Raw genomic sequence first — 16,737 nt, forward strand, 5'->3', positions numbered from 1 at the left:
ACAAGCGTATAGTCGCAAAAGAATTACCAGTATCTTACTAACAGACCGAATAAGCATATAGTTGCAGGTGGGACTCAATAACAACAATCAAATTACGACTCACAGTCACGGCATAGCTGCATCATCACTATGAACTTTCATTGTTCGACCGTTTTGTATAACAGGGTCAATAGTCGAAAATACCAAAAAATGCTGAGTATCGCTTTGTCTCCTCAAACTCTGCATACCGTTTTTTCCAACTTTGAGCAGAGGCTGTCAAAACAGCCTCTCTTTTAGCAGGGAGTATCGACACCTTGGGAGCCGTTTTCTAAAGCTGTTAACCCTATGGTGAATTAAGCACTTACCGAGTCGAGAGCTGCACCCGCAGAAACAATCTATTTTGTTTGCAACCCTCTTTTTTAGTGACAGTGCATATAAAAAACCAATAATTTCCTTCTTTGACTGAACATCAAATAATGCTTGAAAATCTTCGAACTCACCGTCGTCTCCGTGTTTTAGCTCGCCAAAAATAAACTCAATCCCATGATGTTTTTTCAGCAAAGCAGCATAACCATATGGTATGAAAAATGACTGATAAAACGAATTGAAGCATGACTCATCGTGAAGAAAAGTCATAATTCTGAATGGAGATCCCAAGCATAGTGAGCCATCTGGATTGACATGATAGTTCTCAGATTTTGGGATCACCTTGCCTACCTCTTCGAACACAGGCGGTTCATGCGGGTACTTTCTGGGGATAGTAACCTTAAGGCTTAAATACTCACGGATAACCGGATAGTCACCATGATGATGATTAAGAAGAACTTTACCTGTTAAGGTTAGTGGTGCGTCTTGAGCCATTGGCTCTAGACGCACCAGAGGGTTGTCAGCTAAAAATGCATCAAGTCCTTTGGGAGTCAAAAATTACTCTCCTTTTAACCACCGTATGAGACTGTGACGGCGATCACTTCTCCACCGATGGAGGATACCAACAAGAAGCAACCAGTCTTCATCAGGTAGCGTGCTGATGATACCCGCTTTTGGGCAATGACATATAAAAAGTCGAGAAAAACGTCCACTGCCTTCAAAATAGTCCCTCTGATTTATACCTATTGCTTCTATATGATATAACTGGGGGCTATAAACGATATATCAAGGGACAGGGCACCATCTTCAAAATTAAACACTTTCAGTATCACTGATTACTCTGTAACGCCGTTGTGACATGAAAGAGGGTGAGGTTTATATAATAGATTGAGCTTTAAGCTAACCCATTGAAAAATATAGATTATTTTAAAGCTTTTATTTTTTTGCTAATCTTAACGATAAATTAGTACTTTTTTGCCAAACTTACCGATTAAATTTGTCAAACTTTACGATTAGCATTAATTTTAACTGTTTGATTTTTAACAAATTTAATATGTCAATCTTTGACAATCTTAACGGTGACATTCACTTAGTATTGAAAGCTCGCTCCTTCAGGGGCGAGTGGGCGAGTAGTTCACTGAAGCACGCAACTTCCACCGGGAGCGGAAGACAGAGTCGCTGCCGGAATAGCTCTTTCTTCGCAAGATAATGCGGTAAGTGTTTGATAGTGGTGTAAGTTGAGTTTACCTTCTTCATTTCTCCATACGATAAACCTGAATGTCGCACCGTAATAACTCATATCGTGTTTAGTAGATTTTAATAATTCAAGAAAATATTTTAACTCTCTGGTGAAAATATTTTCTACATATTTCTCTGGGCTACATTCAGGATTGCCATGTATATCTGCTTTTGTACTTTCTCTGGATTTATAATTACAAGCTTTCAGTTCTGGTGTTGCTGCTCCTGCTCCTGCTGTCATGGGGTTCATGGAGTTTAAATGTTGCGCGTTTATTTCATAGATTAACACTGTGCTTGCGTCAGTTACCCCTATTGACTGTAAATAACCTTCGTCCATAAATCGATAATTACCCGGGCTTTCTGGAGGATTGTTGCTGGCATCTTCAAAAGTGTGACCAAAATCATCCATAAGTTGTTGAGTTAATTGTGCTGAAAGAATATTGATATGGCTTTCTCTTATGGAGTAATGCAAATGCTCTGTATTACCATTTTGCATTGAAGAGGCCAAAGCGTTGATAGTAGAGTTTTCTTCATAGGTACTATTGGGTTGTATAGAAATATGGGAAGAATCTGATGACTCTTGAGACAGTACAAATAAGTCAATTAATTTACCCGCGTATATTGGAGAAGCTAAAAAAAACTGCATCAATACCCAGTAGATTGATGATTTTTGTACTTTTAAATTCAAAAGACTTTCTCCTCATGGTAACTGCTCAACCTTGAAAAGCCGCGCCCCTCAATCGCCGCAAAAATCCAATACAGCCGGGGAATTATAGAAGAGCCCTTCGGACTCCGCATTGTCCAAAAAAATACCTTCCCACTGTCAAAGCCATTCAGTGAACTATCCTGAAAAACTTTAACTGATATAATCGCTGATATGAAACCGTATTACTCAACAACTCTGCTGTTGATAACATTTACCATTTCTGCAACACCTCCGCCGGATCACGCCCGACCGTTAAAATTCGGGCTGGGCAAACCGGCTGATCCGCACTTGATACAGCAGCTGGATAAGGATGTGCGCCCGGATGGACAGGGTTTACCCCCTGGCTCAGGCTCTGTCACTGACGGTGAAAAGGTTTATCAGCAGCATTGCATAACCTGCCATGGCAAACGCGGTGAAGGCGGAATAAGCGACAAACTGGCAGGCCGGCTACCCGATGACCATTTTCCTTTTTCCAGCCCAGAGCCCCCCAAAGAAACCATCGGCAACTACTGGCCCTATGCAACGACACTGTTTGACTATATTCGTCGTACCATGCCTTACAGCAGCCCTGGCAGCCTGAGCGATTGTCAGGTTTACAGTGTAGTGGCTTACCTGCTCTACCTGAACGACATCATTGAGCATGAAACGGTTCTCGACAAAAACAGCCTTGCCAAAATCATCATGCCAGCCCGCCATCGCTTTAAAAACGACGACCGTCTTCAATTTAACCGGGCTCACTAGCCACACAAAACGGCCATTAGAATAAAGTTTGATAACTGGAAAAATCATGAAACGCAGAGACTTTCTATCCTGCATTGCAACTCTGGCAGGAACCGGTACGCTTCAGGCTCAAAGCCGGTTCCCCGGAACTCCAGCCCTGCCTGAGGGCGGAAAAGCCCCTCAGGAACAGCTGCAAAAAACAGTTCAGGGTCTGATGCAGACTGAGTCTGCTACACCGATTCATCGGCTCCACGGAATGATTACCCCTTCAGACCTGCATTTTGAACGCCACCATTCCGGTGTCCCGGCCATTAACCCGGAGCAATACGAGCTGCTGCTACACGGGCTTGTCGAAACTCCGTTAACCTTCACGTTGCAGGACCTGAAACGGTTTCCGGCGGTTTCAAGGTAACTTTTCTACAAACCGCTTCAAAATTAGCAATTAAGACACCGCTTTTCCCTATTGTTGCCTCCAATTGTTATACCTTTGGCGGATCATGATTGCGCATTTCACAAAGCCGCTCCTCACTCATTAACCAGGGCAGATAAGGAGTGAGATCATTAGGTGGCTTCCTGCCATTTATGGCACAAGCCTCAAGATAGGCACCCAGCCAGATTTTTGGATTAATATCCCAAAGCTTTAGCGTCATAAAAACGCTGAATAGAAAAGCGGCTATATCAGCACTCCATACGCTGCCAGAGCCGTAGTAATTCTTCCTGCCAACGACACCTGTGCGCAGTGCTTGCTCTGCAGCGTTGTTATCCATGGGGATACCGGGATCAGTGACAAAGCGGGTCAATCCTTCCCAGTGATTCTGTAGACTTTCGAGCACTTTTTTCGCTCTGACTCGCAGTTTAGGACGATTAAGTTCCTGAACCCTCTGGATTGCCATCTGCTCTACCTGATGTTCAAGCCGTAACTGCTGTGTTGCTAGCTGCTCTGGTTCATCAAGCACTTCAAGTCGCTGACTATTAAGATGATATAAACGACCAATCCTGTTCACCCAGGTGGCGCTCCATTTCTCCAACTCCGGATCACCTCGTTGAGCGTCAATAAAATCCCGCCTGACGTGAGCCCAGCAGAAAGCTAAATTAATAGACACCGCATCATTCGCAAGCTTTTTGTACGCTGAGTATCGGTCACACACCAGCGTTCCAGCCCCGTCACCAATGATCGACTCTGGTACGACAGCCGCACGGGTGTCAGCAATGCTGAAATAAACCGCCTGATCACAGAGAAATACCCAAAGCCAATGTTTGTGAGAACCTGTGGTCTCATGTGCCCAGCTGATCCACCGGGTTTCATCAGCATGCCACTGATCGCTACTGGCGACGAATTCCCGAGTAGCTTCGGCAACCGGCTCAAAAAAGGGCGTTATAGCTTCCAGGCCAAAGGAGATGGTCGCCTGCGACAGTTCCAGTCCCTGAGTCTTATAAGACTCAAGTTGCCTGTTTATGGGGATGCCGTATGCGTACTTATTCAGCAACAGCTCCACCCAGACAGAAATACCAAGCTTTCCTTTGTTGATGAGTCTTGGTGGAGGTGGTGGAGTAGTAATATTGGGCGTTTCAGGGCACTGGCAAGTTTTTTGGTAATGCCTTCGGTGATAACGACGAACGTGAGCCTTAACTTCAACTTCAATTACGTCGCAGCTGTCGTCATTGAAAAAAGACTTGAATGGCCGGTGACAGACTGTACAACACTGTTTGTCCACTGGTAAGTCTACAGACTCATGAACCACTGGCAGGTTGTTGTGAAGATGGCGACCAGAGCCGGGGACTCCGGGCTGGTGACCTCGTTTTCGATTTGAAGGTGGCCGGGTAGTATTGCCACTTTTCTTTGAAGAAGAACTGGTCTTCTCTGATTTACGACCGAAAAGCAAGTGCTTCATGTGTGCCAGTTCTGATTTCAGATCAGCGACCTGGGTGTTCAACCCAGCCATTTCGGCTTTATGCTGAGCGATAAGAGAGGCATTTTTAGCCAATACTTTTTTCTCTCGGCCACAGGCCGCCTTCCACATGGCATGCCAGAGGTTGGCCTGCTGTTTTAGCTGGATGTGTTCCTGCTTGGTGAGGATGACCTGCGAGGTAGCAAAGGGGGCAGGCAGTAATGCAGGTGTTGTGCCTGATCCTGAAACATGAGCATTTTGCATACTCTAAAAGTAGACGACTTTGAGCTTATGTTTAGTGGTTTGTAGAAAAGTTACAACAAAACCGGCCCGGAGGCTCGTTCCCTCTGACATTTGTACCACCTGCAACAACAGTGCCGTCACCGCCCTGTTGGCCTGCGGCATTTCGAGTCCGTTCTCCACCAGTTTCGCCAGCGCCCATAGCAGGTTGGAGACCGCTTGAGAACTGAACCCAGCCTCGGGGCTCTTTTTCTCTGCCACCTCCACCACTTGTGGCAACAGTGCCGTCATCGCCTTGTGAGCCTGTTGCATTTCGAGTCCGTTCTCCACCAGTTTCGCCAGCGCCCACAGCAGGTTGGTGACCCCTTGAGAATTGAACCCGGCCTCGGGGCTCATTTCCTCTACTACCTCCCTGCTGCTCTGCTCTACCACCTGCACCACCAGTGGCAAAAGCGCCGTCACCGCACTGTGGCCTGTCGCATCCTGAGTCCGTTCTCCACCAGTTTCCCCAGCGCCCACAGCAGGCTGGCAACGTGTTGTGGAATAAACCCATCTTGGCAACTCGCTCCCTCTGCCATCTGCACCACCTGCGGCAACAGCGCCGTCACCGCACTGCTGGCCTGTCGCATCCTGTGTCCGTTCTCCACCAGTTTCCCCAGCGCCCACAGCACGTTGGAGACCCCTTGAGAGCTGAACCCGGCCTCGGGGCTCGTTCCTTCTGCCATCTGCACCACCAGCGGCAACAGTTCCGTCACCGCCCTGTGAGCCTGCTGCATTTCGAGTCCGTTCTCCATCAGTTTCGCCAGCGCCCACAGCAGGTTGGCGACTTCTTGAGGATTAAACCCGGCCCGGGGGCTCGTTCTCGTTCCTTCTGCCATCTGCACCACCAGCGGCAACAGTTCCGTCACCGCACTGTTGGCCTGCTGCATTTCGAGCCCGTTCCCCACCAATTTCGTCAGCGCCCACAGCAGGTTGGTGACTTCCTGAGGACTAAACCCAACCTGGGGGCTCGCTCCCTCTGCCATCTGCACCACCTGCGGCAACAGTTCCGTCACCGCCCTGTGAGCCTGCTGCATTTCGAGTCCGTTCTCCATCAATTTCGCCAGCGCCCACAGCAGGTTGGCGACTTCTTGAGGATTAAACCCGGCCCGGGGGCTCGTTCTCATTCCTTCTGCCATCTGCACCACCAGCGGCAACAGCGCCGTCACCGCACTTTGGGCCTGCTGCATTTCGAGCCCGTTCTCCACCAGTTTCGCCAGCGCCCACAGCAGGCTGGCAACGTGTTGTGGAACAAACCCGGCCCGGAGGCTCGTTCCCTCTGACATCAGTACCACCTGCGGCAACAGTGCCGTCACCGCCCTTTGGGCCTGCTGCATTTCGAGTCCGTTCTCCACCAGTTTCGCCAGCGCCCACAGCAGGTTGGAGACCCCTTGAGAAGTAAACCCGGCCTGAGAGCTCGTTCCCTCTGCCACCTGTACCACCTGCGGCAACAGTGCCGTCACCGCCCTGTGAGCCTGCTCCATTTCGAGCCCGTTCTCCATCAGTTTCGCCAGCGCCCACAGCAGGTTGGCGACTTCCTGAGGATTAAACCCGGCCCGGAGGTTCCTTCCCTCTGCTATCTGTACCACCTGCGTCAACAGTGCCGTCACCGCCCTGTGAGCCTGCTGCATTTCGAGTCCGTTCTCCATCAATTTCGCCAGCGCCCACAGCAGGTTGGCGACTTCTTGAGGATTAAACCCGGCCCGGGGGCTCGTTCTCATTCCTTCTGCCATCTGCACCACCAGCGGCAACAGCGCCGTCACCGCACTTTTGGCCTGCGGCATCACGAGTCCGTTCTCCACCATTTTCGCCAGCGCCCACATCAGGTTGGAGACCCCTTGAGAACTAAACCTGTCCCGTGGGCTCGTTTCCTTTGCCGTCTGCGACAACTGCACCCTGCTGGCCTGCTTTTCTGCTACCTGCACCACCTGCGGTAACAATGCCCTCACCGCCCTGTTGGCCTGTTGCATTTGGAGTCCGTTCTCCACCAGCTTCGCCAGCGCCCGAAGCAGGTTGGAGACCCCTTGACTATCAAGGTCCCTGACTTGAGCCACTCGAATCAGCAAGGCTTTAGTTAAGGCGTTAATCTCCCCTGCTAAACCCCTATCGCTTACGAATGGGTAGAGCAACTGGCTTGACGTCAAGCTGTGTACACAGGTACTGACGCTCTTGCCACTAAACTGACTGGATAAAATAACCTCTGTTAAATGAGTGACAAAAGGTTGTAATTGTTTTTTCTCTTCCAGTGTCAGGGAAAAACCTCGCTCCTTGGTGGCTAACTTGATCTGGTTGCAAAAGTAGCTATGATCTTTACCGTTGTATTTTTTCTTAAACCTTTTTGCTGCCGCTTCCAGATCGCCTGTTTTAAACTCCTTCACCAGGCTCGCTATTGTTTCAGCTGCCCTGGTGTCCGGAGCCTTCTCTGGCATCTTCCTTGTCCCGGTGGCTCCCGCTCTTGGTTGAGGCTTGACATAAGCGACAGGCCTTTGACCTGGTTTACTGCCTGGTCTTTTTCTGTCTGGGTTGCCCCCTCTTCCTCCGGCAGCCTGTTTTATCTTTCCTCCCCCGCCTGCTCTCCCACGGCCACTGCCTTGTCGTCCTGCTGGCTTGCTCTTTCTCGTATAGAGCCATATATGCCAGCCACCGCCCGCCGGAAGCGGGGGGTCGAAAACCTCCGGGTAGAATCGGCGCATCAAGCTTTCAAATAACCCGGACAGCATCAGCCAGTACTCTTGCTGGCTGACGCTGTAGCGATTGCCCTGAGAATCATACCAGTAGTAAATAACCTGCCCCTGCTGATCAGTGGTTTGATAGAACCACCCGGGAAGCACACCGGCGCGTTGAACCAGCCTCAGGAAGTTATCCGGCACTCTGGCCTGAGAGAAGTCAAGGGTGATTTTCTGCGAATGACTCTCCCAGCCCAGACAGAGTTCATCGTCGCAGGGCAATGGATACAGGCTGGCGCCTGCCTTCGTGAAAGGAAGGTCACAGGGAAAGGGGAAAAACAGGGGAGCAGGCTCCCCGTCAACCACTTAGAGGTCATGGCTTACAACCAGACCACAGGCATCGGCTGGCAGGGAGCGACAATTGTAAGGCAGTGGATTGATTGTGTGGGTGGCAGGCTCAAGGCATAGCAGGGTTTCAGCCGAATCGGCCTCAGGGGTCGGCATGGCCGACACCATTTCAGGGTAGGCCTTCTGACCGGTGAGGCGACTATCTCCAAACCCGAAATAGCCCGCAAAAGGCCAATCGACCTGCCCGGAAGCCGACCCCCTATGACCCGCCATCATCCAGGTCATAATAGCCAGGGAACTAGCCTCAGGTTTGTCGAAATTACCAATACCCAGAGCCTGCGAGACAGGCAGGTAAGGTTCAAACAAGGGATCATGTCCGTGGCATAATGGCAACAGCAAAAGGAAAGCCAGAAAAAAAAGAGCCTGGTCATGCTGGTAAATCTCTCTTCAATAAACTCAGGACTGCTTGGCGAGGGAGTGTTCCCTTTCTGTGACGATTCTGGTTCTTTTTGCGACCAGTCAAGTGGCTGCTTAAGCCAGGCGTTCTGTTGCTGGAGTTGAGCAAGATACTCCAGAACTTTTTGGCCTGGATAGCCATGCTGAGCATTGGTCACCGAGGAGGGGAAATTCATGGCATGGAAGGATAGTCAACAGGCGCCTGACAACCAGCACTTTTTGAGAAATTACCCTTGGGCGACTCGACCTCCTAGGCTATGGGTTCACCGAATATTTACTGAGATGATCGAGGTTGCTGAATCACACTCTGTTTTTTCAACAAAATAGCCCAAACCCAACTTAAATTATCTCTATTCAGATGCCTGTAAGGCACTTCTATGACATCGAGGCCTACCTTTTTGTATGTCTCAACCTTCAGGATCGTCTTTCCTGTTTTTGATAATGACTCCTGGTCCGTAAAATGATGCGGCCCCTGAATTTCAATACCTAATCGATAGGGATTACCTATAAAAAAATCAAGCGGAGGTAAATTTTCAAAAGACTGTTCCTCTGAGAACTCTATATTGGGAAATTTATTAGTCAATTTGGTTTTAAAGTCATTCTGCAATTGGGAGGGACGAGTTTCGTATTTCGGATTAAAAAATGGTTCTTGCTCAAGCCATATCCCGGCTGTTGTTAACAGTGGTTCCAATTGCTCATAATTTTTTTGTTGTGCCAAAGTTTGATACCAGGATTTCACCAGCAATATTAACTGGTTATTAATTGAAACCTTTCTGGCCATAAATACCATAAAACTCCAAAGCAGCTGAGCTTGTTGTAATACTAAATATTGTTTATCAAAAGAGAAGCTATTTAATACGCCCTCAATTGTTTGAGGCTCAATAAATTCTCCCAAAAAAGCTATTGACCACAGCAGGTTAGCGACTTCCTGAGGATTAAACCCGGCCTGAGGGCTCGTTCCCTCTGCCATCTGTACCACCTGCGGCAACAATGCCGTCACCACCCTGTGAATCTGCTGCATTTCGAGTCCATTCTCCACCAGTTTCGCCAGCGCCCACAGCAGGTTGGAGACCCCTTGAGAAGTGAACCCGGCCTGAGAGCTCGTTCCCTGTGCCATCTGTACCACCTGCGGCAACAGTGCCGCCACCGCCCTGTGAGCCTGCTGCATTTCGAGCCCATTCTCCATCAGTTTCGCCAGCGCCCAAAGCAGGTTGGCGACCCCCTGAGAACGGAACCCGGCCCGGAGGCTCGTTCCATCTGACATCTGTACCACCTGCGTCAACAGTGCCGTCACCGCCCTGTTGGTCTGCGGCATTTCGAGTCCGCTCTCCACCAGTTTCGCCAGCGCCCACAGCAGGTTGGCGACCCCTTGAGAACTGAACTCAGCCTGGGGGCTCGCTCCCTCTGCTATCTGTACCACCTGCGGCAACAGTACCGCCACCGCCCTGTGAGCCTGCTGCATTTCGAGCCCGTTCCCCACCAGTTTCGCCAGCGCCCACAGCAGGTTGGCGACTGTCTGAGGATTAAACCCGGCTTGGAGGCTCGCTCCCTCTGCCATCTGCACCACCAGCGGCAACAGCGCCGTCACCGCACTTTGGGCCTGCTGCATCTCAAGTCCGTTCTCCACCAGTTTCGCCAGCGCCCACAGCAGGTTGGAGATCCCTTGAGAAGTGAACCCGGCATGAGAGCTCGTTCCATCTGCCATCTGTACCACCTGCGGCAACAGTGCCGTCACCGCCCTGTTGGTCTGCGGCATTTCGAGTCCGTTCTCCACCAGTTTCGCCAGCGCCCACAGCAGGTTGGCGACTGTCTGAGGATTAAACCCGGCTCGGAGGCTCGTTCCCTCTGCTATCTGTGCCACCCGCAACAACAGTGCCGTCACCGCCCTGTGAGCCTGCTGTATTTCGAGTCCGTTCTCCATGAGTTTCGTCAGCGCCCACAGCAGGCTGGCGACGTGTTGTGGAATAAACCCATCTTGGCAACTCGCTCCCTCTGCCACCTGCACCACCTGCGGCAACAGCGCCGTCACCGCCCTGTTGGCCTTTCGCATCCTGAGTCCGTTCTCCACCAGTTTCGCCAGCGCCCACAGCAGGTTGGCGACGTGTTGTGGAATAAACCCATCTTGGCAACTCGCTCCCTCTGCCACCTGCACCACCTTCGGCAACAGCGCCGTCACCGCTCTGTGGGCCTGCTGCATTTCGAGCCCGTTCCCCACCAATTTCGTCAGCGCCCACAGCAGGTTGGCAACGTGTTGTGGAATAAACCCATCTTGGCAACTCGCTCCCTCTGCCACCTGCACCACCTGCGGCAACAGCGCCGTCACCGCACTGTTGGCCTGTTGCATCCTGAGTCCGTTCTCCACCAGTTTCGCCAGCGCCCACAGCAGGTTGGCGACTTCCTGAGGATTAAACCCGGCCTGGCAACTCGCTCCCTCTGCCACCTGCACCACCTGCGGCAACAGCGCCGTCACCGCACTGTTGGCCTGCGGCATCTCGAGTCCGTTCTCCACCAGTTTCCCCAGCGCCCACAGCACGTTGGAGACCCCTTGAGAGCTGAACCCGTCCCGGGGACTCGTTTCCTCTGCCGCCTGCGGCAACTGCGCCCTGCTGGCCTGCTCTGTTACCTGCACCTCTGAGCTGTTTTTTTCGTGCTTTTTCTTTGACTGCTCCGCCATCTGCACCACCTGCGGCAACAGCGCCGTCACCGCACTGCGGGTCTGTTGTATTTCGAGCCCCTTCTCCACCAGTTTCGCCAGCGCCCACACCAGACTGGAGAGCCCTTGACTCTTAAAGTTCGTGACTTGAGCCACTCGAATCAGCAAAGCTTTAGTTAAGGCGTTAATCTCCCCTGCTAAACCCCTATCTCTTACGAATGGGTAGAGCAACTGGCTTGACGTCAAGCTGTGTACACAGATGCTGACGTGCTTGCCACTAAACCGACTGGAAGAAATAACCTCTGCTAAATGAGTGACAAAAGGTTGTAATTGTTTTTTCTCTTCCAGTGTCAGGGAAAAACCTCGCTTCTTGGTGGCTAACTTGATCCGGTTGCAAAAGTAGCTATGATCTTTGCCGTTGTATTTTTTCTTAAACCTTTTTGCTGCCGCTTCCAGATCGCCTGTTTTAAACTCCTTCACCAGGCTCGCTATTGTTTCAGCTGCCCTGGTGTCCGGAGCCTTCTCTGGCATCTTCCTTGTCCCGGTGGCTCCCGCTCTTGGTTGAGGCTTGACATAAGCGACAGGCCTTTGACCTGGTTTACTGCCTGGTCTTTTTCTGTCTGGGTTGCCCCCTCTTCCTCCGGCAGCCAGTTGTATCTTTCCTCTCCCTCCTGCTCTCCCACGGCCACTGCCTTGTCGTCCTGCTGGCTTGCTCTTTCTCGTATAGAGCCATATATGCCAGCCACCGCCCGCCGGAAGCGGGGGGTCGAAAACCTCCGGGTAGAATCGGCGCATCAAGCTTTCAAATAACCCGGACAGCATCAGCCAGTACTCTTGCTGGCTGACGCTGTAGCGATTGCCCTGAGAATCATACCAGTAGTAAATAACCTGCCCCTGCTGATCAGTGGTTTGATAGAACCACCCGGGAAGCACACCAGCGCGTCGAACCAGCCTCAGGAAGTTATCCGGTACTCTGGCCTGAGAGAAGTCAAGGGTGACTTTCTGCGAATGACTCTCCCAACCCAGACAGAGTTCATCGTCACAGGGCAATGGATACAGGCTGGCGCCTGCCTTCGTGAAAGGAAGGTCACAGGGAACGGGGAAAAACAGGGGAGCTGGCTCCCCGTCAACCACTTCAGGGTCATGGCTTGCAACCAGGCCACAGGCATCGGCTGGCAGGGAGCGACAATTGTAAGGCAGTGGATTAATTGTGTGGGTGGCAGGCTCAAGGCAGAGCAGGGTTTCAACCGAACCGGCCTCAGGGGTCGGCATGGCCGACACCATTTCAGGGTGGGCCTTCTGACCGGTGAAGCGACTATCTCCAAACCCGAAATAGCCTGCAAACGGCCAATCGACCTGCCCGGAAGCAGACCCCCTATGACCCGCCATCATCCAGGTCATAATAGCCAGGGAACTGACCTCAGGTTTGTCGAAATTACCAATACCCAGAGCCTGCGGGACAGGCAGGTAAGGTTCGAACAAGGGATCATGTCCGTGGCATAATGGCAACAGCAACAGGAAAGCCAGAAAAAAAAAGAGTCTGGTCATGCTGGTAAATCTCTCTTCAATAAACTCAGGACTGCTTGGCGAGGGAGTGTTCCCTTTCTGTGACGATTCTGGTTCTTTTTGCGACCAGCCAAGTGGCTGCTTAAGCCAGGCGTTCTGTTGCTGGAGTTGAGCAAGATACTCCAGAACTTTTTGGCCTGGATAGCCATGCTGGGCATTGGTCACCGGGGAGGGGAAATTCATGGCATGGAAGGATAGTCAACAGGCGCCTGACAACCAGCACTTTTTGAGAAATTACCCTTGGGCGACTCGACCTCCAAGGCTATGGGTTCACCGAATATTTACTGAGATGATCGAGGTTGCTGAATCACACTCTGTTTTTTCAACAAAATAGCCCAAACCCAACTTAAATCATTTCTATCCAGATGCCTGTAAGGCACTTCTATGACATCGAGGTCTACCTTTTTGTATGTCTCAACTTTCAGGATCGTCTTTCCTGTTTTTGATAATGACTCCTGGTCCGTATAATGATGTGGCCCCTGAATTTCAATACCTAATCGATAGGGATTACCTATAAAAAAATCAAGCGGAGGTAAATTTTCAAAAGACTGTTCCTCTGAGAACTCTATATTGGGAAATTTATTAGTCAATTTGGTTTTAAAGTCATTCTGTAATTGGGAGGAACGAGTTTCGTATTTCGGATTAAAAAATGGTTCTTGCTCAAGCCATATCCCGGCTATTGTTAACAGTGATTCCAATTGCTCATCATTTTTTTGTTGTGCCAAAGTTTGATACCAGGATTTCACCAGCAATATTAACTGGTTATTAATTGAAACCTTTCTGGCCATAAATACCATAAAACTCCAAAGCAGCTGAGTTTGTGATAATACTGAATATTGTTTATCAAAAGAGAAGCTATTTAATACGCCCTCAATTGTTTGAGGCTCAATAAATTCTCCCAGGAAAGCTATTGACCAAAGTATGTTGGCTATATCCTGAGAGTTAAACTTGACTTGGGGGCTCGTTCCCTCTCCCATCTGTACCACCTGCAACAACAGTGCCGTCACCGCCCTGTTGGCCTGCTGCATTTCGAGTCCGTTCTCCACCAGTTTCGCCAGCGCCCACAGCAGGTTGGCGACTTCCTGAGCATTAAACCCAGCCCGGAGGTTCATTCCCCCTGCCACCTGTACCACCTGCGGCAACAGTGCCGTCATCGCCTTGTGAGCCTGTTGCATTTCGAGTCCGTTCTCCACCAGTTTTGCCAGCGCCCACAGCAGGTTGGCGACTTCCTGAGGATTAAACCCGGCCCGGAGGCTTTTTCCCTCTGCTATCTGTACCACCTGCGTCAACAGTGCCGTCACCGCCCTGTGAGCCTGCTGCATTCCGAGCCCGTTCTCCATCAGTTTCGCCAGCGCCCACAGCAGGTTGGAGATCCCTTGAGAAGTGAACCCGGCATGAGAGCTCGTTCCCTCTGCCATCTGTACCACCTGCGTCAACAGTGCCGTCACCGCCCTGTTGGTCTGCGGCATTTCGAGTCCGTTCTCCATCAGTTTCGCCACCGCCCACAGCAGGCTGGCAACGTGTTGTGGAACAAAACCGGCCCGGAGGCTCGTTCCCTCTGACATTTGTACCACCTGCAACAACAGTGCCGTCACCGCCCTGTTGGCCTGCGGCATTTCGAGTCCGTTCTCCACCAGTTTCGCCAGCGCCCATAGCAGGTTGGAGACCGCTTGAGAACTGAACCCAGCCTCGGGGCTCTTTTTCTCTGCCACCTCCACCACTTGTGGCAACAGTGCCGTCATCGCCTTGTGAGCCTGTTGCATTTCGAGTCCGTTCTCCACCAGTTTCGCCAGCGCCCACAGCAGGTTGGCGACTTCTTGAGGATTAAACCCGGCCCGGGGGCTCGTTCTCATTCCTTCTGCCATCTGCACCACCAGCGGCAACAGCGCCGTCACCGCACTTTTGGCCTGCGGCATCACGAGTCCGTTCTCCACCAGTTTCGCCAGCGCCCAAATCAGGTTGGAGACCCCTTGAGAACTGAACCTGTCCCGTGGGCTCGTTTCCTTTGCCGTCTGCGACAACTGCGCCCTGCTGGCCTGCTTTTCTGCTACCTGCACCACCTGCGGTAACAATGTCCTCACCGCCCTGTTGGCCTGTTGCATTTCGAGTCCGTTCTCCACCAGCTTCGCCAGCGCCCGAAGCAGGTTGGAGACCCCTTGACTATCAAGGTCCCTGACTTGAGCCACTCGAATCAGCAAGGCTTTAGTTAAGGCGTTAATCTCCCTTGTTAAATTCCCATCGCTTACGGATGGGTAGAGCAACTGGCTTGACGTCAAGCTGTGTACACAGATGCTGACGTGCTTGCCACTAAACCGACTGGAAGAAATAACCTCTGCTAAATGAGTGACAAAAGGTTGTAATTGTTTTTTCTCTTCCAGTGTCAGGGAAAAACCTCGCTCCTTGGTGGCTAACTTGATCCGGTTGCAAAAGTAGCTATGATCTTTACCGTTGTATTTTTTCTTAAACCTTTTTGCTGCCGCTTCCAGATCGCCTGTTTTAAACTCCTTCACCAGGCTCGCTATTGTTTCAGCTGCCCTGGTGTCCGGAGCCTTCTCTGGCATCTTCCTTGTCCCGGTGGCTCCCGCTCTTGGTTGAGGCTTGACATAAGCGATAGGCCTTTGACTTGGTTTACTGCCTGGTCTTTTTCTGTCTGGGTTGCCCCCTCTTCCTCCGGCAGCCAGTTGTATCTTTCCTCTCCCTCCTGCTCTCCCACGGCCACTGCCTTGTCGTCCTGCTGGCTTGCTCTTTCTCGTATAGAGCCATATATGCCAGCCACCGCCCGCCGGAAGCGGGGGGTCGAAAACCTCCGGGTAGAATCGGTGCATCAGGCTTTCAAATAACCCGGACAGCATCAGCCGGTACTCTTGCTGGCTGATGCTGTAGCGATTGCCCTGAGAATCATACCAGTAGTAAATAACCTGCCCCTGCTGATCAGTGGTTTGATAGAACCACCTGGGAAGCACACCGGCGCGTCGAACCAGCCTCAGGAAGTTATCCGGTACTCTGGCCTGAGAGAAGTCAAGGGTGATTTTCTGCGAATGACTCTCCCAACCCAGACAGAGTTCATCGTCACAGGGCAATGGATACAGGCTGGCGCCTGCCTTCGTGAAAGGAAGGTCACAGGGAACGGGGAAAAACAGGGGAGCAGACTCCCCGTCAACCACTTCGGGGTCATGGCTTACAACCAGGCCACAGGCATCGGCTGGCAGGGAGCGACAATTGTAAGGCAGTGGATTAATTGTGTGGATGGCAGGCTCAAGGCAGAGCAGGGTTTCAACCGAACCGGCCTCAGGGGTCGGCATGGCCGACACCATTTCAGGTTGGGCCTTCTGACCGGTGAAGTGACTATCTCCAAACCCGAAATAGCCCGCAAAAGGCCAATCGACCTGCCCGGAAGCCGACCCCCTATGACCCGCCATCATCCAGGTCATAATAGCCAGGGAACTGACCTCAGGCTTGTCGAAATTACCAATACCCAGAGCCTGCGAGACAGGCAGATAAGGTTCAAACAAGGGATCATGTCCGTGGCATAATGGCAACAGCAACAGGAAAGCCAGAAAAAAAAAGAGTCTGGTCATGCTGGTAAATCTCTCTTCAATAAACTCAGGGCTGTTTGGCGAGGGAGTGTTCCCTTTCTGTGACGATTCTGGTTCTTTTTGCGACCAGTCAAGTGGCTGCTTAAGCCAGGCGTTCCGTTGCTGGAGTTGAGCAAGATACTCCAGAACTTTTTGGTCTGGATAGCCATGCTGGGCATTGGTCACCGAGGAGGAGAAATTCATGGCATGGAAGGATAGTCAACAGGCGCCTGACAACCAGCACTTTTTGAGAAATTACCCTTGGCGACTCGACCTCCAAGGCTATGGGTTCACC

At 51.3% G+C, this 16,737-nt stretch carries 10 protein-coding genes; 2 read left to right on the forward strand and 8 right to left on the reverse strand.

Annotation, left to right across the window (positions count from 1 at the left end):
- Positions 1-255 precede the first annotated feature (255 nt).
- Together NX720_RS07165 and NX720_RS07170 are read right to left on the reverse strand one after the other, a co-directional pair.
- On the reverse strand, positions 256-900 hold the full coding sequence (locus NX720_RS07165; protein ID WP_262600345.1) for a ubiquitin-conjugating enzyme family protein: 645 nt from the start codon (positions 898-900) through the stop codon (positions 256-258).
- 580 nt (positions 901-1,480) lie between these two features.
- The gene (locus NX720_RS07170) at positions 1,481-2,272 is read right to left on the reverse strand and encodes a hypothetical protein (RefSeq protein WP_262600346.1); all 792 of its coding nucleotides are present in this window, start codon (positions 2,270-2,272) and stop codon (positions 1,481-1,483) included.
- 189 nt (positions 2,273-2,461) lie between these two features.
- On the opposite strand from NX720_RS07170, the gene NX720_RS07175 reads away from it, so the two are divergent.
- Together NX720_RS07175 and NX720_RS07180 are read left to right on the forward strand one after the other, a co-directional pair.
- On the forward strand, positions 2,462-3,031 hold the full coding sequence (locus NX720_RS07175; RefSeq protein WP_262600348.1) for a c-type cytochrome: 570 nt from the start codon (positions 2,462-2,464) through the stop codon (positions 3,029-3,031).
- 46 nt (positions 3,032-3,077) lie between these two features.
- Positions 3,078-3,422, forward strand: a complete 345-nt coding sequence (locus NX720_RS07180; RefSeq protein WP_262600350.1) for a molybdopterin-dependent oxidoreductase — start codon at positions 3,078-3,080, stop codon at positions 3,420-3,422.
- 67 nt (positions 3,423-3,489) lie between these two features.
- On the opposite strand, the gene tnpC is transcribed toward NX720_RS07180, so the two are convergent.
- From tnpC to NX720_RS07210, 6 genes are all read right to left on the reverse strand, one after another.
- Positions 3,490-5,163, reverse strand: coding sequence for an IS66 family transposase (gene tnpC / locus NX720_RS07185; protein ID WP_262595730.1), 1,674 nt, complete (start codon positions 5,161-5,163; stop codon positions 3,490-3,492).
- Positions 5,164-5,166: 3 nt separating this feature from the next.
- Entirely contained in the window at positions 5,167-5,658 is a 492-nt protein-coding gene (locus tag NX720_RS07190; protein WP_262600351.1) for a hypothetical protein, read from the reverse strand.
- Positions 5,598-8,210 (reverse strand): DUF1601 domain-containing protein, encoded by a 2,613-nt coding sequence (locus NX720_RS07195; RefSeq protein WP_262600353.1) that lies wholly within the window; start codon positions 8,208-8,210, stop codon positions 5,598-5,600. The genes NX720_RS07190 and NX720_RS07195 overlap by 61 nt, the downstream gene beginning before the upstream one ends.
- Positions 8,211-8,591, reverse strand: a complete 381-nt coding sequence (locus NX720_RS07200) for a hypothetical protein (protein WP_262600354.1) — start codon at positions 8,589-8,591, stop codon at positions 8,211-8,213.
- 331 nt (positions 8,592-8,922) lie between these two features.
- Entirely contained in the window at positions 8,923-13,050 is a 4,128-nt protein-coding gene (locus tag NX720_RS07205) for a DUF1601 domain-containing protein (protein WP_262600355.1), read from the reverse strand.
- A gap of 98 nt (positions 13,051-13,148) precedes the next feature.
- Entirely contained in the window at positions 13,149-16,646 is a 3,498-nt protein-coding gene (locus tag NX720_RS07210) for a DUF1601 domain-containing protein (protein WP_262600357.1), read from the reverse strand.
- Between the last annotated feature and the right edge of the window lie 91 nt (positions 16,647-16,737).

It is taken from the genome of Endozoicomonas euniceicola (assembly GCF_025562755.1).
Lineage (GTDB): Bacteria > Pseudomonadota > Gammaproteobacteria > Pseudomonadales > Endozoicomonadaceae > Endozoicomonas_A > Endozoicomonas_A euniceicola.